The organism is Klebsiella sp. Ech2A (genome assembly GCF_030078455.1).
Taxonomy (GTDB): Bacteria; Pseudomonadota; Gammaproteobacteria; order Enterobacterales; family Enterobacteriaceae; genus Klebsiella; species Klebsiella terrigena.
Genome location: NZ_JAQGFU010000017.1, coordinates 33,488 through 53,553, shown reverse-complemented (window position 1 = coordinate 53,553; position 20,066 = coordinate 33,488). Strand labels below are relative to the sequence as shown.

At 55.1% G+C, this 20,066-nt stretch carries 18 protein-coding genes; 9 read left to right on the top strand and 9 right to left on the bottom strand.

The window, feature by feature from the left end; genetic code table 11:
• The 7 genes from PFH44_RS06390 to PFH44_RS06360 all read right to left on the bottom strand — a co-directional run.
• A partial coding sequence (locus PFH44_RS06390) for a ComEC/Rec2 family competence protein (RefSeq protein WP_283824595.1) occupies positions 1-705 on the bottom strand: 705 nt, incomplete at its 3' end.
• A gap of 209 nt (positions 706-914) precedes the next feature.
• Entirely contained in the window at positions 915-1,202 is a 288-nt protein-coding gene (gene ihfB / locus PFH44_RS06385; protein ID WP_004100704.1) for an integration host factor subunit beta, read from the bottom strand.
• A gap of 151 nt (positions 1,203-1,353) precedes the next feature.
• Entirely contained in the window at positions 1,354-3,027 is a 1,674-nt protein-coding gene (gene rpsA, locus PFH44_RS06380; protein WP_004860074.1) for a 30S ribosomal protein S1, read from the bottom strand.
• Positions 3,028-3,162: 135 nt separating this feature from the next.
• Positions 3,163-3,846: a (d)CMP kinase gene (gene cmk, locus PFH44_RS06375; protein ID WP_283824597.1), complete on the bottom strand. Its 684-nt coding sequence runs from the start codon at positions 3,844-3,846 to the stop codon at positions 3,163-3,165.
• A gap of 193 nt (positions 3,847-4,039) precedes the next feature.
• Positions 4,040-5,323, bottom strand: a complete 1,284-nt coding sequence (gene aroA / locus PFH44_RS06370) for a 3-phosphoshikimate 1-carboxyvinyltransferase (RefSeq protein WP_283824594.1) — start codon at positions 5,321-5,323, stop codon at positions 4,040-4,042.
• Between the two features lie 71 nt (positions 5,324-5,394).
• Positions 5,395-6,483 carry a 3-phosphoserine/phosphohydroxythreonine transaminase gene (gene serC, locus PFH44_RS06365; protein ID WP_041144793.1) on the bottom strand — a complete coding sequence of 363 codons (1,089 nt, stop codon included), beginning with the start codon at positions 6,481-6,483 and terminating at the stop codon, positions 5,395-5,397.
• A gap of 310 nt (positions 6,484-6,793) precedes the next feature.
• A complete protein-coding gene (locus tag PFH44_RS06360) occupies positions 6,794-7,486 on the bottom strand; it encodes a DUF421 domain-containing protein (protein ID WP_045854651.1) in 693 nt (230 codons plus the stop codon).
• 138 nt (positions 7,487-7,624) lie between these two features.
• On the opposite strand from PFH44_RS06360, the gene ycaO reads away from it, so the two are divergent.
• From ycaO to pflA, 4 genes are all read left to right on the top strand, one after another.
• Positions 7,625-9,385 (top strand): 30S ribosomal protein S12 methylthiotransferase accessory factor YcaO, encoded by a 1,761-nt coding sequence (gene ycaO / locus PFH44_RS06355; RefSeq protein WP_133597072.1) that lies wholly within the window; start codon positions 7,625-7,627, stop codon positions 9,383-9,385.
• A gap of 383 nt (positions 9,386-9,768) precedes the next feature.
• Entirely contained in the window at positions 9,769-10,626 is an 858-nt protein-coding gene (gene focA / locus PFH44_RS06350; protein WP_283824593.1) for a formate transporter FocA, read from the top strand.
• Between the two features lie 51 nt (positions 10,627-10,677).
• Complete coding sequence (gene pflB / locus PFH44_RS06345; protein ID WP_045854649.1) at positions 10,678-12,960, top strand: formate C-acetyltransferase; 2,283 nt, start codon at positions 10,678-10,680, stop codon at positions 12,958-12,960.
• A gap of 352 nt (positions 12,961-13,312) precedes the next feature.
• A complete protein-coding gene (gene pflA, locus PFH44_RS06340) occupies positions 13,313-14,053 on the top strand; it encodes a pyruvate formate lyase 1-activating protein (protein WP_283824592.1) in 741 nt (246 codons plus the stop codon).
• Positions 14,054-14,126: 73 nt separating this feature from the next.
• Here the strand turns inward: pflA and PFH44_RS06335 are convergent, their stop codons facing one another.
• Positions 14,127-14,975, bottom strand: coding sequence for a MurR/RpiR family transcriptional regulator (locus PFH44_RS06335; RefSeq protein WP_283824591.1), 849 nt, complete (start codon positions 14,973-14,975; stop codon positions 14,127-14,129).
• A 122-nt stretch (positions 14,976-15,097) separates the two neighbouring features.
• Between PFH44_RS06335 and PFH44_RS06330 the strand changes: the two genes are divergently transcribed.
• The 5 genes from PFH44_RS06330 to PFH44_RS06310 are packed head-to-tail and all read left to right on the top strand — an operon-like array spanning position 15,098 to position 18,865.
• Positions 15,098-15,373: a PTS sugar transporter subunit IIB gene (locus tag PFH44_RS06330; RefSeq protein WP_045854646.1), complete on the top strand. Its 276-nt coding sequence runs from the start codon at positions 15,098-15,100 to the stop codon at positions 15,371-15,373.
• Between the two features lie 17 nt (positions 15,374-15,390).
• Positions 15,391-16,656 (top strand): PTS ascorbate transporter subunit IIC, encoded by a 1,266-nt coding sequence (locus tag PFH44_RS06325; RefSeq protein ID WP_045854645.1) that lies wholly within the window; start codon positions 15,391-15,393, stop codon positions 16,654-16,656.
• 11 nt (positions 16,657-16,667) lie between these two features.
• Entirely contained in the window at positions 16,668-17,465 is a 798-nt protein-coding gene (locus PFH44_RS06320) for a transketolase (protein ID WP_283824590.1), read from the top strand.
• The gene (locus PFH44_RS06315; protein ID WP_283824589.1) at positions 17,465-18,376 is read left to right on the top strand and encodes a transketolase family protein; all 912 of its coding nucleotides are present in this window, start codon (positions 17,465-17,467) and stop codon (positions 18,374-18,376) included. Before PFH44_RS06320 ends, PFH44_RS06315 begins: the two co-directional genes overlap by 1 nt.
• Positions 18,377-18,424: 48 nt before the next feature.
• Positions 18,425-18,865 (top strand): PTS sugar transporter subunit IIA, encoded by a 441-nt coding sequence (locus tag PFH44_RS06310; RefSeq protein WP_283824588.1) that lies wholly within the window; start codon positions 18,425-18,427, stop codon positions 18,863-18,865.
• Between the two features lie 37 nt (positions 18,866-18,902).
• On the opposite strand, the gene PFH44_RS06305 is transcribed toward PFH44_RS06310, so the two are convergent.
• The gene (locus PFH44_RS06305) at positions 18,903-20,051 is read right to left on the bottom strand and encodes an MFS transporter (protein WP_045854642.1); all 1,149 of its coding nucleotides are present in this window, start codon (positions 20,049-20,051) and stop codon (positions 18,903-18,905) included.
• Positions 20,052-20,066 lie beyond the last annotated feature (15 nt).

The following is a 20,066-nucleotide window of genomic DNA, read 5'->3' as shown; positions in this document are numbered from 1 at the left end:
ACCCAACGCAATATGTAAACCGGAGATGGCCATCAGATGGGAGGTCCCCGTTTGCTGCATCAGGAGCTTGATCTCCTTCGGTACAACCAGCCGCTCCCCCATCCCTAATCCTAATATCACCGACCGCCACGGCAGCGCATCGAGGCTGCGGGTCAACGAGCGCAGATAGGCCGCGCGTCGGCTGCAGCGCAGGTCGAGAGCCTCTGCGGACGTGAAGCGTCCGGTCACGGGGCGAGACTGCGCCAGGGCATAGCGCTGGCTGTCAAAACCGCCGTCGTTAAGCTGGCCGTGCACCGGGCGAATATGAACCGTCATCATCCAGCGCTGTCCCGCGCACGGCGGTTCGGGAAACGTCTGGCCGTAGAGCGCGATCCCCGGCGCCGGGAACAGCCGCCGCCCCTCCACCCGGATGATATTTGCCTGATGGCGGGTCCCCTCGTCCGGCGCCGTCAGCTCAACCTCTACTCGCCGCGGACTACCGGGTAAGGCGTGCGTCGGCCAGATGACCTGGTGAGCGCTCAGCACGCCCCAGAGGAAAAAAAGCAGCGTCAGCGCCGCGAAGCGCAAGGGCCGCCAGCGGAACAGCGACGCAGCAAACGCCGGGCCCGCCAGCCACCACAGGGTAGCCAGCTCGGGCAGCCGCGCGAGCAGCAGCAGCGGCAAGATTCCGACGATCGCACAACCCGCAAGCTGGGGTAAACGCATGCCAACCTCCCTGTTTAAGGGAAGTATCGCGTCAGGCTAGTCGATAGTCATCCAGCAGCGTCGCGGCGCGGGTGCCGGCTTCCGGGAATATCGGCGCGTTGCGCTAAAGCAGACAGAGGTTTGCGAGGAAGGTCGGATTGCGGGCATAAAAAAAGCACCCTCAGGTGCTTTTTTTATCTTCGGAGTACGTTAACGCCGTTCAGCGAAACTTACTCTTCGTAAATATTGGCGCGGTCGCGTAATTCTTTCCCAGGCTTAAAGTGCGGAACGTACTTGCCTTCCAGCTCGACTTTATCGCCAGTTTTCGGGTTACGCCCGGTGCGAGGTGCTCGGTAATGCAAAGAGAAGCTGCCGAAACCGCGGATTTCAATGCGCTCACCTTGAGCAAGCGTTGAGGCCATATGTTCCAGCATTTCTTTAACAGCATCTTCAACCGCTTTCGCAGGAATGTGGGATTGCTGGCTGGCAAGTCTTTCTATCAATTCTGACTTGGTCATTTTTCCTCCGGTTTCCTTCAGGGCCAGATTAGCTAACAGCTTTAAACAAGGGCGGCCGTAGCCGCCCTTTGTGCTTGATTACAGGACGAATCCTGCAATCTGTCAAGTAAACTCGTCGTAATTCAGGTTGTTGTAACCCGAAAGACTAAGATTACTCGCCTTTAGCTGCTTTGAAAGCTTCAGCCATTGCGTTGTTAGAGAAGTTTGCATCTTCCTGTTTGTTAACAGTTGCGATTGCATCTTTCTCATCAGCTTCGTCTTTCGCACGAACGGACAGGCTGATTGCGCGGTTTTTACGATCAACGCCGGTGAATTTAGCTTCAACGTCATCGCCAACGCTCAGAACCAGAGTCGCATCTTCAACGCGGTCACGGGATGCTTCAGAAGCACGCAGGTAACCTTCAACGCCGTCAGCCAGTTCTACGGTTGCGCCTTTAGCGTCAACTGCAGTGACTTTACCGTTTACGATTGCGCCTTTCTTGTTCAGTGCAACCCAGTTGTTGAACGGATCTTCTGCGAGCTGCTTAACGCCCAGAGAGATACGCTCACGTTCTGCGTCAACCTGCAGAACAACTGCTGCGATTTCGTCGCCTTTTTTGTATTCACGTACTGCTTCTTCGCCTGCAACGTTCCAGGAGATGTCAGACAGGTGAACCAGGCCATCGATGCCGCCGTCCAGGCCGATGAAGATACCGAAGTCAGTGATAGACTTGATTTTACCTTCAACACGGTCGCCCTTGTTGTGGGTTTCCGCGAACTGCTGCCATGGGTTGTTTTTGCACTGCTTCAGGCCCAGGGAGATACGACGACGTTCTTCGTCGATATCCAGAACCATAACTTCCACTACGTCGCCAACGTTAACAACTTTGGACGGGTGGATGTTTTTGTTGGTCCAATCCATTTCGGAAACGTGAACCAGGCCTTCAACGCCTTCTTCGATTTCAACGAAGCAGCCGTAGTCGGTCAGGTTGGTCACGCGACCGGTCAGTTTGGTACCTTCCGGATAACGCTTAGCGATAGCTACCCACGGATCTTCGCCCAGCTGTTTCAGGCCCAGAGATACACGGGTACGCTCGCGGTCGAACTTCAGCACTTTAACAGTGATTTCGTCGCCAACGTTTACGATTTCGCTCGGGTGCTTAACGCGTTTCCACGCCATGTCGGTGATGTGCAGCAGGCCATCGACGCCGCCCAGATCAACGAATGCGCCGTAGTCAGTGAGGTTCTTAACGATACCTTTGACTTCCATGCCTTCCTGCAGGTTTTCCAGCAGCTGATCGCGTTCTGCGCTGTTCTCGGATTCGATAACGGCACGACGGGAAACAACAACGTTGTTACGCTTCTGGTCCAGCTTGATTACTTTGAACTCAAGCTCTTTGCCTTCGAGGTGCAGCGTGTCGCGAACCGGACGAACGTCAACCAGGGAACCCGGCAGGAACGCGCGAATACCATTCAGCTCAACAGTGAAGCCACCTTTAACTTTGCCGTTGATAACACCGACTACAGTTTCAGCTTCTTCGTAAGCTTTTTCCAGCGTGATCCAAGCTTCGTGACGTTTAGCTTTTTCACGGGACAGCAGGGTTTCACCGAAGCCGTCTTCTACTGCATCCAGAGCAACGTCAACTTCGTCACCGACCTGGATTTCCAGCTCGCCCTGGGCGTTTTTGAACTGCTCTGCCGGAATGGCGGACTCAGATTTCAGACCGGCGTCAACCAGTACGATATCTTTGTCGATAGCAACAACAACACCACGAACGATGGAACCCGGACGGGTTTCGATTGTTTTTAAGGATTCTTCAAATAGTTGAGCAAAAGATTCAGTCATGTTTAATCTTCAGGTTTCATATTTAACGTCCACCTGGCTCCGTGCCGGATGGGGTTGTTTAACATACCCGCTAACACTCCGTTGCTGCGGGGGTACTGCTATAATTCGGAGGCCGCTGCGCTTTGCCGGTAACGGCTAAGCGGCTGCCAATTTCTCGCGCGCATATTGTAGCGCTTTTTCAATTACTTGCTCAATGTTTAGTTCAGTAGAATCGAGAACTAAAGCATCGGCAGCCGGGACAAGCGGCGCCACGCTGCGATTGCGATCGCGGTCGTCACGCTCTTTTATCTCGGATAAAAGGCGGTCAAAGTTAACACTAAAGCCCTTTTCCTGCAACTGCAGCATGCGCCGATGCGCACGTTCTTTCGCGGACGCATCAAGGAAAATTTTCACCGGCGCATCGGGGAACACCACGGTGCCCATATCTCGTCCGTCGGCAATCAGGCCCGGCAGTTCGCGAAACGCGCGCTGACGGCGCAGCAGAGCTTCACGCACCCGGGGAAAAGCCGCGGCTTTCGAAGCGGTATTCGCCACTTCCTGCGTGCGAATTGCTGCGCTAACGTCCTCACCTTCAAGGATAACTTCGAGGCTGCCATCGGTGGAAATAAAGCGCACGTCCAGGTGCGCGGCCAGCGGCACCAGGGCTTCTTCAGACTCGACGTCCACGTGATGATGCAGCGCGGCCAGCGCCAGAACGCGATAGATAGCGCCGGAATCGAGCAAATGCCAGCCTAACGCTTCCGCCATCGCCTTGCACAACGTTCCCTTACCCGCACCGCCAGGCCCATCAATGGTGATTACCGGAATAGCTGCCGTCATCTTTTTCTCCTTCAGCAAGGCGCATAGAATATAAACGCCGCGCATTATACGCATCTATACGACGGAAAGTGAGCATTGGATGCAAAATACGGACGACCGGAAATGAAATGCAGAATAATTGCGCAATTATAGCGGGCTGACGGCATATCAGCCCGCAGATGACAAAGCTTTACGTTGGCGCAACCGCAGGCGCTTACGCCAGGGTGCTAATTCGCGCCAGCTGCTCGAAGTAGTCAGGGAAGGTTTTTGCCGTACACTTCGGATCGAGGATCGTCACCGGCGTGTCGGAAAGCGCCACCAGCGAGAAGCACATCGCCATGCGGTGATCGTTATAGGTGCCAATCTCAGCGAACTGCAGCTCAAGCGGAGGCGTAATGCGGATGTAATCCTCGCCCTCTTCTACTTCCGCGCCGACTTTGCGCAGCTCGGTGGCCATCGCGAACAGACGATCGGTCTCTTTTACCCGCCAGTTATAAATATTACGCAGCGTGGTGGTGCCTTTGGCAAACAGCGCCGCGGTGGCGATAGTCATTGCCGCATCCGGAATATGGTTCATATCCATATCGATGGCGTTCAGCTCGCCGCGGGTACAGGCAATATAGTCATCGCCCCAGCTGACGATAGCGCCCATTTTTTCCAGCACGTCGGCAAAGCGGATATCGCCCTGCACGCTGTTACGGCCGATGCCGGTGACTTTCACCGTACCGCCCTTAATGGCGCCCGCCGCGAGGAAGTAGGATGCCGAAGAGGCGTCGCCCTCAACCAGGTAGTCGCCCGGGGAGAGATAATGCTGGTTGCCGCGAACGACAAAACGCTGATAGGACTGGTTTTCAACGTCCACGCCGAAGGTCTTCATCAGGTGCAGCGTAATATCAATATACGGTTTGGAAACCAGATCGCCTTTAATGGTGATAACGGTGTCCTGCGGCGCCAGCGGCGCGGCCATCAGCAGAGCGGTAAGGAACTGGCTGGAAACGCTGCCGTCAACCTCAACGCTGCCGCCGGCAAAGCCGCCGCGCAGGCGCAGAGGCGGATAGTTTTCCTGCTCCAGATACTCAATTTGGGCGCCACCCTGACGTAACGCATCAACCAGATGACCAATCGGACGCTCTTTCATCCGCGGTTCACCGGTCAGCACGATATCGTTGCTGCCCAGGCACAGGGCTGCCGCCAGCGGACGCATGGCGGTCCCGGCGTTGCCGAGGAACAGCTCCAGCGCGCTATTCGCCCGCAGCGGACCACCGTTGCCGGTCACTTCGCAGCGGGTACGATCGGAGGACAGGGTGTAATGAACTCCCAGGGCGCTCAGGGCATTCAGCATGTGGCGAACATCGTCGCTGTCCAGCAGGTTGGTCAGCACCGTGGTGCCACGGGCTAATGCCGCCAGCAGCAAAGCGCGGTTAGAGACACTTTTAGACCCAGGCAGGTTCACGGTGCCATCCACGCGCGCGATGGGTTGTAACGTCAGGGATTCCATCAAACTCAACTCTCAAAAAACGGAATAAAAACCCCGCAGACCGGCCGCGGGGATGAAAAGCACAACAATGATTAGCCGTGACGACGTTCAAAGTCCTGCATAAAGTCGGTCAGCGCCTGCACGCCCGCCAGCGGCATTGCGTTATAGATAGATGCGCGCATGCCGCCCACGACGCGGTGCCCTTTCAGTGAATGCAGGCCAGCGGCGAAGGACTCTTCGAGGAACAGCTTGTCCAGCGCGCTGTCGGCCAGCTGGAACGGAACGTTCATGCGCGAGCGGTTGGCCGCCGCCACGTCGTTACGATAGAAGCTGCTGCCGTCGATCGTACCGTAGAGCAGATCGGCTTTTTGCTGGTTGATTTTATCCATTGCCGCCACGCCGCCGTGCTCTTTCAGCCATTTGAATACCAGGCCAGAGAGGTACCAGGCAAAGGTCGGCGGCGTGTTGAACATGGAATCATTAGCATCAAGCACGGAGTAATCGAGTATTGACGGACAGGCGACGTTCGCTTTGCCCAGCAGGTCTTCGCGAACGATCACCAGCGTCAGCCCTGCCGGGCCAATGTTTTTCTGCGCGCCGGCGTAGATAACGCCAAAGCGGCTGACGTCGATCGGCGCAGACAAAATAGTCGAAGAGAAATCGGCGGCAACAACGACGTCATCACCGAAGTTCGGCGTTTCGTCAATGGCGATGCCGTCGATGGTTTCATTCGGGCAGTAGTGCAGGTACGCCGCGCCCGGCGTCAGCTGCCATTCGCTCATCGGCCGGACGGCCCGCAGGCCATCAACGGTGACTTTGGCATCAATGGTATTTGGCGAACAGTATTTTTTCGCTTCTTTGATGGCGCTTGCTGCCCAGTAGCCAGCGTCAACGTAGTCAGCGGTGGTTTTATCGCCGAGCAGGTTCAGCGGGACGCCGGCGAACTGGCCGCGACCGCCGCCATGGCAGAATAAAACTTTGTAGTTGGAGGGGATGTTGAGCAGATCGCGAAAATCCTGCTCTGCCGCCTCGGCCACCTGGATAAACTCTTTACCACGGTGACTGATCTCCATTACCGACGTTCCCAGACCCTGCCAGTCGCAAAGCTCCTGCTGAGCCAGTTTGAGAACTTCCGCCGGCAGCATTGCCGGGCCCGAACTAAAGTTATAGACCTGAGCCATTTCCCCTCACCACGTTGCTATGTTATTTGCCCGCGAACCGTCGCGTGCATAAGTTATTCCGGTATCTGACCATGATAATTCGAGCTGCGGACGGGCGACCAGTGGATTCTTCCGCTGGCGCCTGCTGAAGTCAGCGGCCGGCTTGCACGAGTGCGGCCAGCGCACATGCAGCCTGAAGTATGACGGGTACATCGGTTTTATCATTCAGCGACACGCATCGCAATGCCTAAAACTTATGAGCGGAAAAATATGATCGGCTTCACACAAAACAATTCACTAGCCCTCCGTAACAAAACCGACAAAAAGGCTGTCAGGTGATGCGTTTCGCTCGGCTAACCCTCGCCCATTCTGGATTTTGACAGCGCCGGCATAATTGCTTTTTACCGGCCTGAATGACGATCACCTGGCTACAGCGCACGCAGGCGTATTCGCCGGTCTCAGGAATGGTCACAAAACGTTCATAGCAGCCCTCCGGCAGAATACATAGCCCCGGCTTAACCTCTTCATCAGCGTAATAGTACATACTGATTTGGCCGTTAGTTTCCATTATCGCCAGCCGAACCTGGCCGAGCTGCTCCACGCTGTAGAGGCGAAGCTCCATAAAAAACTCGAACTCGGTCATGTTGGCGCTGTTGACTTTCTCCCACGCCAGCTCCCCTTCTTCGACGATGATCACCGGCTTCCCTTCCAGCAGGTTTTCCAGCTTCTCGCTTTTTGACATCAGCCACATGACCAGGCGGTAGAGCAGCGCCAGGGTGACAAACACGACGAATACCGGGATCAGCGGCACGTCGTCATAAAAGGCGACGTCCCCGGCCGCCGAGCCTAGCGTCAAAATGATCAGCACTTCAAAGAGCGACATCTGGCGGACGCCGCGCCGTCCGGTAATTTTAAGGAACAGGAAAACCAGCAGGAAGGTATAGAGGCTGCGCAGCGCGACCTCCCCTAAAAACTCCGGCGGCACTTTATCAAACGCCATGCGATGAAGATCGAACGCTTTCATTTTTTAATGCCTTAACAGTAGGTTACTGCCTGTAAGCATAGCCCAGGCTTTTATTTTCGCCGGGACCTTCACGAAGATAGCGCCTGACACACAAACCCCGTATCATTGCGCGCTTTACGTACGAAAAAAGTGACCGCTATGACTCAAACGTTTATCCCCGGCAAAGACGCCGCCCTGGAAGATTCCATCGCTCGCTTCCAGCAGAAATTGCTCGACCTCGGATTTGATATTGAAGAGGCCTCGTGGCTGAATCCGGTACCGCACGTGTGGTCAGTTCATATCCGCGATAAAGCCTGCTCGCTGTGCTTCACCAACGGCAAAGGCGCGACCAAAAAAGCGGCGCTGGCCTCCGCGCTGGGCGAGTACTTCGAACGTCTGTCGACCAACTATTTCTTCGCCGACTTCTGGTTAGGCGAAACCATCGCTAACGGGCCGTTTGTTCACTATCCAAACGAAAAATGGTTCCCGCTGACCGAAGATGACGAAGTTCCGCAGGGGCTGCTCGATCCTCGCCTGCGCGCCTTTTACGATCCTGACGATCAGCTGACCGCCGGCATGCTGGTTGACCTGCAGTCGGGTAATGACGATCGCGGCGTTTGCGGCCTGCCGTTCACCCGCCAGTCCGACGGCGAAACCGTTTATATTCCGATGAATATCGTTGGCAACCTGTACGTTTCTAACGGGATGTCCGCGGGGAACACCGCGAACGAAGCGCGCGTTCAGGCCCTGTCGGAAGTCTTTGAGCGCCATATCAAGAACCGCATCATTGCTGAAAGCATCAGCCTGCCGGAAATCCCTGCCGAAGTGATGGCCCGCTATCCGGGCGTGGTGGAGTCGATTAATAAGCTGGAAGCGGAAGGTTTCCCGATTTTTGCTTACGACGGCTCGCTGGGCGGCAAGTATCCGGTGATCTGCGTGGTGCTGTTTAACCCGGAAAACGGAACCTGCTTCGCCTCCTTCGGCGCACACCCTGACTTCGGCGTCGCGCTGGAGCGCACCGTCACCGAGCTGCTGCAGGGCCGCAGCCTGAAGGATCTCGACGTCTTCACGCCGCCAACCTTCGATGACGAAGAAGTGGCTGAACACGCCAACCTTGAGACCCACTTTATCGACTCCAGCGGCCTGATCTCCTGGGATATGTTCAAACAGGATGCCGACTATCCGTTCGTCGACTGGAGCTTCTCCGGTACCACGGAAGAAGAGTTCGCCACCCTGATGGCCATCTTTAAGGAAGAAGATAAAGAGGTCTACATCGCCGATTACGAGCACCTGAGCGTCTACGCCTGCCGGATTATCGTTCCGGGGATGTCGGATATCTATCCGGCAGAAGACCTGTGGCTGGCGAACAACAGCATGGGCAGCCATCTGCGCGAAACGCTCCTCTCTCTGCCGGGTAGCGAGTGGGAGAAAGAGGACTATCTGGCGCTGATTGAGCAGCTGGACGATGAAGGTAATGACGACTTCACCCGCGTTCGCGAACTGCTGGGCCTGGCAACGGGCAAAGACAACGGCTGGTATACGCTGCGTATTGGCGAGCTGAAAGCGATGCTGGCGCTGGCCGGCGGCGATCTGGAGCAGGCGCTGATCTGGACGGAGTGGACGATCGAGTTCAATGCGTCAATCTTCAGCGCAGAGCGCGCCAACTACTACCGCTGCCTGCAAACGCTGCTGCTGCTGAGCCAGGAAGAAGAGCGTCAGCCGCTGCAGTACCTGAACGCCTTTGTACGCATGTACGGCGCAGATGCGGTGGAAGCCGCCAGCGCTGCGCTAAGCGGTGAAGCGCCGTTCTACGGCCTGCAGGCGGTAGATAGCGATCTGCACGCTTTCCCGGCCCATCAGTCCTTACTGAAAGCCTACGAGAAGCTGCAGCGTGCTAAAGCGGCGTACTGGGCTAAATAGCCTTTAGCGCCGCCTGAAGTGTCCTGTCACGGAGTCGTTTACGGCTCCGTTTTTTTATATTTTATTCACGGGACCAATAATTTGTAGTTGTGAAGTTAACTTACGGTGAAAATTGATCGCGCAACAGTTTGGAGATGTTAATTTTAATAAAAATACCCCATTTTAATTAACCGCTATCGGTGCCCTAAAATGAAAAAAATCAACATAATTTGTAAATATTAAACTTTATTTTCTCCTTAATAAACATGAAGTTATAATCAATTGCCGCAAAAACCATACGCTAAACGGGCTTATAGTTCCGGTAGGATATGATCTACATCAATTTCCCTTCTATAATGCTTTGTTAGTATCTCACCGCCAACTTATATAAAGAGAGAGTTAGTGTGAAAGCTGACAACCCTTTCGATCTATTACTCCCCGCTGCGATGGCGAAAGTCGCCGAAGAAGCGGGTGTCTATAAAGCGACAAAGCACCCGATGAAGACCTTTTATCTGGCGATTACCGCTGGTGTCTTTATCTCCATTGCTTTTGTCTTCTACATCACCGCGACGACCGGTACTGCCGCGATGCCTTTCGGTATTGCCAAGCTTATTGGGGGGATCTGCTTTTCACTCGGCCTGATTCTGTGCGTCATCTGCGGTGCTGACCTGTTTACCTCCACCGTGCTTATCGTTGTGGCGAAAGCCAGCGGCAGGATTACCTGGGGTCAACTGGCAATAAACTGGCTCAACGTCTATGTTGGTAACCTGATAGGCGCGCTGCTGTTCGTGCTGCTGATGTGGCTATCGGGTGAATATATGGCCGCTAACGGCGGTTGGGGGCTCAACGTCCTGCAAACCGCTGACCACAAAATGCATCATACATTTATAGAAGCCGTCTCCCTGGGCATCCTGGCGAACCTGATGGTCTGCCTCGCGGTGTGGATGAGCTACTCCGGCCGCAGCCTGATGGATAAATCAATGATTATGGTTCTGCCCGTCGCCATGTTCGTTGCCAGCGGCTTTGAGCACAGTATCGCTAACATGTTTATGATCCCGATGGGTATCGTAATCCGCGACTTTGCAAGCCCGGAATTCTGGACCGCCGTTGGTTCAACTCCGGAAAGTTTCTCTCACCTGACCGTCATGAACTTCATCACTGATAACCTGATTCCGGTAACTATCGGGAACATTATTGGCGGTGGTCTGCTGGTTGGGTTGACATACTGGGTCATTTACCTGCGTGGCGACGACCATCACTAAGGGTTGTTTCAGGCAGTAAATAAAAAATCCACTTAAGAAGGTAGGTGTTACATGTCCGAGCTTAATGAAAAGTTAGCCACAGCCTGGGAAGGTTTTGCGAAAGGTGACTGGCAGAACGAAGTCAACGTCCGTGACTTTATCCAGAAAAACTATACCCCGTACGAAGGTGACGAGTCCTTCCTGGCTGGCGCAACTGACGCGACCACCAAGCTGTGGGACAACGTAATGGAAGGCGTTAAACAGGAAAACCGCACTCACGCGCCTGTTGATTTTGACACTTCCCTTGCATCCACCATCACTTCTCACGACGCAGGCTACATCGAGAAAGCGCTCGAGAAAATCGTTGGTCTGCAGACTGAAGCTCCGCTGAAACGTGCGATTATCCCGTTCGGCGGCATTAAAATGGTTGAAGGTTCTTGCAAAGCGTACGATCGCGAGCTGGACCCGATGCTGAAAAAAATCTTCACCGAGTACCGTAAAACTCACAACCAGGGCGTTTTTGACGTTTACACCAAAGACATCCTGAACTGCCGTAAATCCGGCGTGCTGACCGGTCTGCCGGATGCCTACGGCCGTGGCCGTATCATCGGTGACTACCGCCGCGTTGCGCTGTACGGCATCGACTTCCTGATGAAAGACAAATACGCTCAGTTCCTGTCTCTGCAAGAAAGACTGGAAAACGGCGAAGATCTGGAAGCAACCATCCGTCTGCGCGAAGAGATCTCCGAGCAGTACCGTGCGCTGGGCCAGATCAAAGAAATGGCGGCCAAATACGGCTGCGATATCTCTGCTCCGGCAAAAACCGCGCAGGAAGCTATCCAGTGGACCTACTTCGGTTACCTGGCTGCCGTTAAGTCTCAGAACGGCGCGGCAATGTCCTTCGGCCGTACCTCCAGCTTCCTGGATATCTTCATCGAACGCGACCTGAAAGCCGGTAAAATCACCGAGCAGGACGCGCAGGAAATGATTGACCACCTGGTCATGAAGCTGCGTATGGTTCGCTTCCTGCGTACTCCTGAGTATGATGAACTGTTCTCCGGTGACCCGATTTGGGCAACTGAATCAATCGGTGGTATGGGCGTTGATGGCCGTACTCTGGTCACCAAAAACAGCTTCCGCTTCCTGAACACCCTGTACACCATGGGGCCGTCTCCGGAGCCGAACATCACTATTCTGTGGTCTGAAAAACTGCCGCTGAGCTTCAAAAAATACGCGGCTAAAGTCTCCATCGATACCTCTTCTCTGCAGTATGAGAACGACGATCTGATGCGTCCTGACTTCAACAACGATGACTACGCTATCGCTTGCTGCGTAAGCCCGATGGTTGTTGGTAAGCAAATGCAGTTCTTCGGCGCTCGCGCTAACCTCGCGAAAACCATGCTGTACGCTATCAACGGCGGCGTTGATGAAAAACTGAAAATGCAGGTTGGTCCTAAGTCTGAACCGATCAAAGGCGACGTTCTGAACTTTGATGAAGTTATGGATCGCATGGATCACTTCATGGACTGGCTGGCTAAACAGTACGTCACCGCGCTGAACATCATCCACTACATGCACGACAAGTACAGCTACGAAGCTTCTCTGATGGCGCTGCACGATCGTGACGTTGTTCGCACCATGGCATGCGGTATCGCCGGTCTGTCCGTTGCCGCTGACTCCCTGTCCGCTATCAAATATGCGAAAGTTAAACCGATTCGTGACGAAGACGGTCTGGCTATCGACTTCGAAATCGAAGGCGAATACCCGCAGTTTGGTAACAACGACTCTCGCGTAGATGACATGGCGGTCGATCTGGTTGAACGTTTCATGAAGAAAATTCAGAAACTGCACACCTACCGCAACGCTATCCCGACTCAGTCCGTTCTGACCATCACTTCTAACGTTGTGTACGGTAAGAAAACCGGTAACACCCCTGACGGTCGTCGCGCTGGCGCTCCGTTCGGACCGGGTGCTAACCCGATGCACGGTCGTGACCAGAAAGGTGCCGTTGCCTCTCTGACCTCCGTTGCAAAACTGCCGTTTGCGTACGCTAAAGATGGTATCTCTTACACCTTCTCTATCGTTCCTAACGCTCTGGGTAAAGACGACGAAGTTCGTAAAACTAACCTGGCCGGTCTGATGGACGGTTACTTCCACCACGAAGCGTCTATCGAAGGCGGTCAGCACCTGAACGTCAACGTTATGAACCGTGAAATGCTGCTCGACGCGATGGAAAACCCGGAAAAATATCCGCAGCTGACCATCCGCGTATCCGGCTATGCAGTACGTTTTAACTCCCTGACTAAAGAGCAGCAGCAGGACGTTATCACTCGTACCTTCACTCAGACCATGTAACGGGTTTTGACTGAAATCGCGATATAAAAAGCGTACAATAAAGGCTCCACGCAAGTGGGGCCTTTTTAATAATACCTCCCTGCCCCCAGTCTCTTTTGTCCGCTATCTATACTTAATGGATAACTGCCAAAACAGACTTAGAGCCTATCCCATTAGGCGTAATTGTCGCAGCCAGTTTGAACACGGACAGCGCGCAGCAACCGGAGCGTACACGTAGTACGTGAGGATTGTGAGCACTGCCCAGGTTCAAAATGGCAAGTAAAATAGCCTAATGCGACTGGCTCTTAAACACAGCCGGTTTGAGCTGTGCATCACAGGTCCCGGACGGGCCGAATCTGGAGATACCACCGCAATGTCAACTATTGGTCGCATTCACTCCTTTGAATCCTGTGGCACCGTCGATGGGCCAGGGATCCGCTTCATCACCTTCTTCCAGGGCTGCCTGATGCGCTGCCTGTACTGCCATAATCGCGATACCTGGGATACCCACGGCGGTACCGAAGTCACCGTCGAAAGCCTGATGAAAGAGGTTGTCACCTATCGTCACTTTATGAACGCATCCGGCGGCGGCGTGACCGCGTCCGGCGGCGAGGCTATCCTGCAGGCTGAATTCGTGCGCGACTGGTTCCGCGCCTGCCGCAAAGAGGGCATCCATACCTGCCTCGATACCAACGGCTTCGTTCGTCGCTACGATCCGGTGATTGACGAGCTGCTTGAAGTGACCGATCTGGTGATGCTTGACCTTAAGCAGATGAATGATGAAATCCACCAAAATCTGGTCGGCGTCTCTAACCACCGCACGCTGGAGTTTTGCCGCTATCTGGCGAACAAAAACATTAACGTCTGGATCCGCTACGTGGTGGTACCCGGCTGGTCAGATGATGATGATTCCGCGCACCGCCTCGGCGAGTTTACCCGCGATATGGGCAACGTCGAAAAAATCGAGCTGCTGCCGTATCACGAGCTGGGCAAGCATAAATGGGTGGCGATGGGTGAAGAGTACAAGCTTGACGGCGTGCATCCGCCGAAGAAAGAGACCATGGAGCGCGTAAAAAGCATTCTCGAGCAGTATGGTCATAAGGTGATGTACTAAGCCTGCCTCTTAGCAAGAGCCCCGGATAACGACGCTGGAGGTCCTATCCGGGCCAGGCCTTTCTTCAGCGGCATCAGGACATAAAGTATTGCGACAGCTTGCTGGTCACGCTCTCAATTGAGAAAATACGTTTTTGATGCGCTTTACGGTACTCAGCGTAGCGCTCGTCCTGCTCCTCCAGCGCGCTAAGGATCCGATCGGCCACCATCATTGCCCCCGCAATCTCGGCAAACCCTGATTCCCCCTCCCCCTGTAAAGCCACGGCTGCCTGTAGATTCCAGTCAGAGAGGCGCACCAGGGGCGCAAACGTACCGCGAGTCAGCGCCAGTATTTTAACCCCCTGCTGCTTCGCCAGCGATAGTGCCTGCATCATATCCGCCGATGCCTGCTCGGTATGAATAACGATAATCCCGGTTTTTTGACTATCAGACGACATCGGCAGCGCCGCCGGGTAAGAGCGGTCGACAAAACTAGCGGCTTTCCCCATGTTGATTAAGTTCATCTGGAGAAATAGCGCCACCGGCACCGCCGTGCCTACCGCATAAATTGCAATATTATTCAGCGAATTAAGCCAAATTGCCGCAGCCTGAAGCTCCTGAGCGTCAATGATAGCGTTGCTATCACGAATGCTTGCCAGCACGGGAGCTATCTCTTCATTACCGCCGTCCTCCGATCGCGTCGCCCCCTGCTCAATCGCCAGCGCCGTTCTGAAATCAGAAAAGCCTTTAAAGCCAAACGCCCGGCAAAAACGCGTAATGCTGCCCTCGCTGGTATCGACGGAGTCGGCCAGTTCCGAAATGGTATGCCGCATCACAAAATCAGGATTTTCGGTGATAAAGCGGCCGACCTTTTCCAGTATCGGGCTAAGGCCTGCAGACTCATTTCTTATGTTTATCAATAAATTACTGTCTATATGGCTCATTTTTCGCCTTTATTGCTCAAAATGCAAACACAGTCACATCTTTCATCTCACATCGAGGATAATAATTATTATCTCACAAGACAAAATAAAAATAATTATTTTTACAAACAGGAGAACATCTAATGAAAGGTCTCATCGTCTGTCGTACCGGTATGGGCAGCTCTCTGATGCTCAAAATAAAAGCACAAAAAATCATCGATAAGCACCGCTGGGATGTCGAACTGGAACATGACGTACTCTCCGGCCTGAGGACCTGGCGAGATATCGATTTCGTTATCACTATGCGCGATCTCACCGATGAAGTCGAAGCCGCTGGGTTCAGGGCCATCGGGATAACCGATCTGATGAACAGCGAAGAGATGGAATCTGCGCTCATCAGCGTCATCCAGGGCAACTAAATTCTCCCGGAGGCAATATGGATTTCCTCAGATTTATTGTATTCGACATTCTGGGCGTTACCCCACTTTTAGTTGGTTTTATCGCATTAATTGGCTTGTTAATTCAACGCAAACCGATTGAAAAGGTGCTCTCCGGCACCTTCAAAACTATCGTCGGGTTTCTGGTTTTTGCCGGCGGCGCCGGGCTGGCGGTAACCTCGCTTGGCAACTTTCAGACGCTGTTCAGCGATGGGTTTGGTCTGAAAGGCGTGATGCCGCTGGCGGAAGCGCTCACCGGGCTGGCGCAGACTAAATTCGCGATGTGCGTATCGCTGATTATGGTCATCGGTTTTGGCTGGAATCTGTTCTTTGCTCGCGTCACCCCGTTTAAGTACATCTTTCTCACCGGGCAGCATAATCTCTATCTCTCGGCCCTGCTTACCGTCACGCTGAAAGCGCTTGGCTATAGCGATATGACCACGATTATTGTCGGCTCAGTTCTGCTTGGCCTCGCCGCGTGCCTTTATCCGGCCATCGCCCAACCCTGGATGAGAAAAATCACCGGCAATGACGAAATCGCCATGGGGCACTACGTTACGCTGGCCTACGCGGCATCCGGATGGATCGGTTCGAAAGTCGGCGATCCGAAACAGTCGACGGAGAAGCTGAATCTGCCCGGCTGGCTGGGGATCTTTAAAGATTATATTGTCTCCGTGTCGATCTCGGTCAGTATCTTCTACTACATCGCCGCTCTCGCGGCCGGAAAAGAGGCCGTAACGGCAGCGGCCGGCGGGATGCACTGGCTGGTTTACCCGCTGTTTCAGTCGCTGACGTTCACCGCTTCGCTGTACATCATTATTACCGGCGTACGCCTGCTGCTCTCCGAAATCGTCCCCGCGTTCCTCGGTATTTCGGAGAAATTCATTCCTAACGCCAAACCCGCGCTCGACTGTCCCGTGGTCTTCCCCTACGCGCCAACCGCTACGGTGCTGGGATTTATCTCTTCATTTATCGGCGGGCTGGTGGTGATGGGGTTCCTCGCGATCCTCGGTCAAACCGTCATTATCCCGGTCGCCATCCCCTATTTCTTTATCGGCGCCACCGCCGCGGTGTTTGGTAACGCGTCCGGCGGCTGGAAGGGCGCGATTGCCGGGAGCTTTATCACCGGGATCCTCATCGGCATCGGGCCGGCCCTGATCTACCCGATTATGGAGTCCGTTGGTCTGTCGGGAACCAGCTTCCCGGAAACGGATTTCGTCGCGCTTGGTCTGGTCGTGTACTACATCGGCAAAATGCTGCCATAGGAGGAAAAAACGTGAATATTGCAGAACTAAAGTCCCACGCGCTCGTTGCACGACGCGATATCGTTAGCATGATCTATGAGTCAGGGATCGGCCATCCGGGCGGCGCCCTGTCAATCATCGATATTCTGACCTGGCTCTACTACGAGGAAGTGGACCTCAGTCGCTCCCCCCGTTCGCGCATCGTCATGAGTAAAGGCCATGCCGTCGCCGCCCAGTACGCCATGCTTTATCAGATGGGCAAGATTGAACGCCGGGAGTTCAGCACCTTCCGCCAGATCGATTCCCGCCTGCAGGGCCACCCCAGCATCAAGGCGCTACCCGACGTCGATGCCACCACCGGCCTGCTCGGCCAGGGTCTGTCGGTTGCCCTGGGGATGGCGGCGGCGAAAAAGCGCCGTAACGATCCCCATCGGGTATTCGCGATCCTCGGCGACGGCGAGATGCACGAAGGACAAATCTGGGAAACCCTGCAGCAGGCCGCTCATATGAAAATGGACAACCTGGTCGCCATCGTCGATTACAACCGCTTCTCGTCACACGATCCGGTCAATGAGGTGGTCAACCTCGAGCCGCTGGCTGACAAAATCCGCTGTTTTGGCTGGCATGTGCTGGAGCTTCTTAACGGCAATGACATGCACCAGGTTGCCGATACCCTGATGCTCTCCCGCCATCTCAAAGGCAAGCCGGTGGCTATTATTGCGCATACCACCAAAGGCTCCGGCGTTAGCTATATGGAAAATAACGGCGACTGGCACTCAAAAACCCCCACCCGGGAACAGTATCAGCAGGCAATGGAGGAGTTACAGTGATGAAAGCCCCACGTGATGAAATCGGTAACGCGCTGATCGCCCTGAAACAAAAGGGATATCCCGTGGTTGCCATCGACAGCGACTTAGCCAGCTCAACCCGCACGGACCAGTTTCAGGCCCTCTATCCCGAGGCGTTTTTCGAAATGGGTATTGCGGAGGGCTCGGCAATGAGCTTCGCTACCGGCCAGGCGCTTGAGGGGTTTATGCCCTTCTACGTCAATTTTGCGATGTTTGTAACGGGCACCGCCTGGACTCAGCTGCGGCAGGCCTGCTATGCCAAAGCTAACGTCAAGCTAGTCGGCAGCCATCCCGGTATGGATGACGGACCGGACGGCGCCTCGCACCATGCGCTGGAAGATCTCGCCCTGACCCGCGTGCTGCCGGGATTAACGGTCCTGACGCCTGCGGATGCCGAAGAAATTGCGGAAGCCTTCGAACAGGCGGCCAATATTACGGGTCCGGTCTATATCCGCGTCGCCCGCGAGCCGATGCCGGTTCGCGATAAGAGCATGATTCCGCGGGTTACCGATATCGCGGCCATCGCCAGCAGCGGGAATGATTTTGCCATTCTCTTCGAGGGTACGGTGCTGGAGCAGGCCACCGATGGCTACGAGAAGCTGCTCGCCAGCGGTAAAAAAGGCAGGCTGATTCACGTGGCGCAGCTCAAACCCTTCAACCATAAGGCGTTCGCTGCGCTGGTTGCCGACTGCCCGCTCATCGCCACCCTTGAGAATCATAGCGTAAACGGGGGCCTCGGCGGCCAGATTGCCGAAGCGATGGCGCAGGCGGCCCACCCGGCGCGTCTGATACGCCTGGGTACTCAGGATACCTTCACCGAATCCGGCAATAGCCGTCAGCTAAAAGAAAAATATGGCATCTCCGGCGAGGCGCTGTATCACGCACTGAGCTAAGGCGCAGTAAGGGCCGGCCGCGGCCGGCTCGTTATCTGAGGAATCGATATGGACGACACGCTTTTTGCTGCCAGCCAGTATGCGCAGTACGCTCTCGACTGGCGCAGCGCCGTTCGGCTCGCCTGTCAGCCTTTAGAGCTGCAGGGAAAGGTCACCGCGGAATACGCACAGGCGATTATCAGCGCCACGGAACAGCACGGTCCCTGGTACATACTGAGCCCTGAATTTGCGCTACCGCACGCGCGACCGGAAGACGGGGTGTTAAGCCACAGCAGCGCGCTTTCGCTGCTCTGTTGCGGGGAAGGCGTTGAGTTTCCCGGCCATCCCGCAATCCGGCTGATAGTCGTGCTGGCGGCAGCGGATAGCGAACAGCATATTCACACGATCCAGCGATTAGTCTGCTGGTTAGATGAGGAGGACCGGCTGCAGCGGCTCGCTGCGATTGAGGAGCGCAGCCAGCTTGCGGCGCTTATTGCTTCTCAGCCATAGCCTGCGGAGGTATCCCGCCGGCTATGGCTTGAGAACATCAGGCGTGGGCCACCGGCGTCGGGTGGTGCCCCGCTTTACGCAGCAGCGTCAGCAGGTAGATGAAGGACACGCTCGCGATCATAATAAACAGCAAGTTATCGGAGAAATTCTGCATCAGCATCGCGGTAAGCGTTGGCCCAAGCAGGCTGCCGATGGTGTAGCTCATCAATAGCGCCTGGTTCATCGCCACCAGCTGATGGCGCTCAACTTTTTCGCATGCCCAGGCCATCGCTACCGGATACAGCGTAAAGCCGGAGGCGCCAAGGATAAACAGCGCGGGCGCCATCGCGGCCTGGCTAAGCATCGCCAGACAGCCGAGAATAACGATAAACACCTGAACGCGCAGCACCAGCAGGCGGCCATAGCGATCCGCCAGGCGACCCACCGGCCACTGGCCGAGGATCCCGGCGCTCACCATCACCGCCATCCAGAAGCCAATCCCGGCGTCGCTCACTCCCTGATGGTTCAGCCACAGCGGCATAAGCCCGTACAGCGAGCCGAGGACGATCCCGGAAATAATGCAGCCGTTAACGCCGTGGCGAGCCTGGCGAAGCCTGAGCATTGGCCAGATGCGGGCCGGCTCGTGCGGCTCGTCCGTCTGATTGACCACGCGCGTAAACAGCAGCGGAAGGATCGCGGCCAGCGCCAGCCCGGTCACCCAGGGCAGAACGCTCATCAGATCCGTCGGCAGCTTGCTCACCATCAGCTGGCCCAGCACGGTACCGACGTAGTAAACCATCATGTACGCCGCCAGCAGGCGGCCGCGGCTGCGGGTGGTTCCGCTACACACCAGCGCGCTTTCCACCACCACCCAAATCATTGCGCAGCCTACGCCGGCGATAAAACGCCAGCTAAACCAGGTCCAGAAGCCAATGGTGACGCCAAGCCCAACGCAGCCAACGGCAAAAATCAGCGAGGCAAGATAGTAGCTGCGGTTAAATCCCAGATGTTTAATGACCCATCCGGCCAGCAGGGTTCCGACCAGGTTACCGGTGAAATAGGATGAGCCGACCATCCCGACCTGCCAGGTAGGCATGTTTTCATGGGCGAGCCAAAGCGGGACGAGGGTATTTAAAACCGCTATCGCCAGCGTCAACAAAAGCAGGCCGCAGAGCAACATTTGCACCGGCCGGGTGTAGATGGACATGGATATAAACCGTGA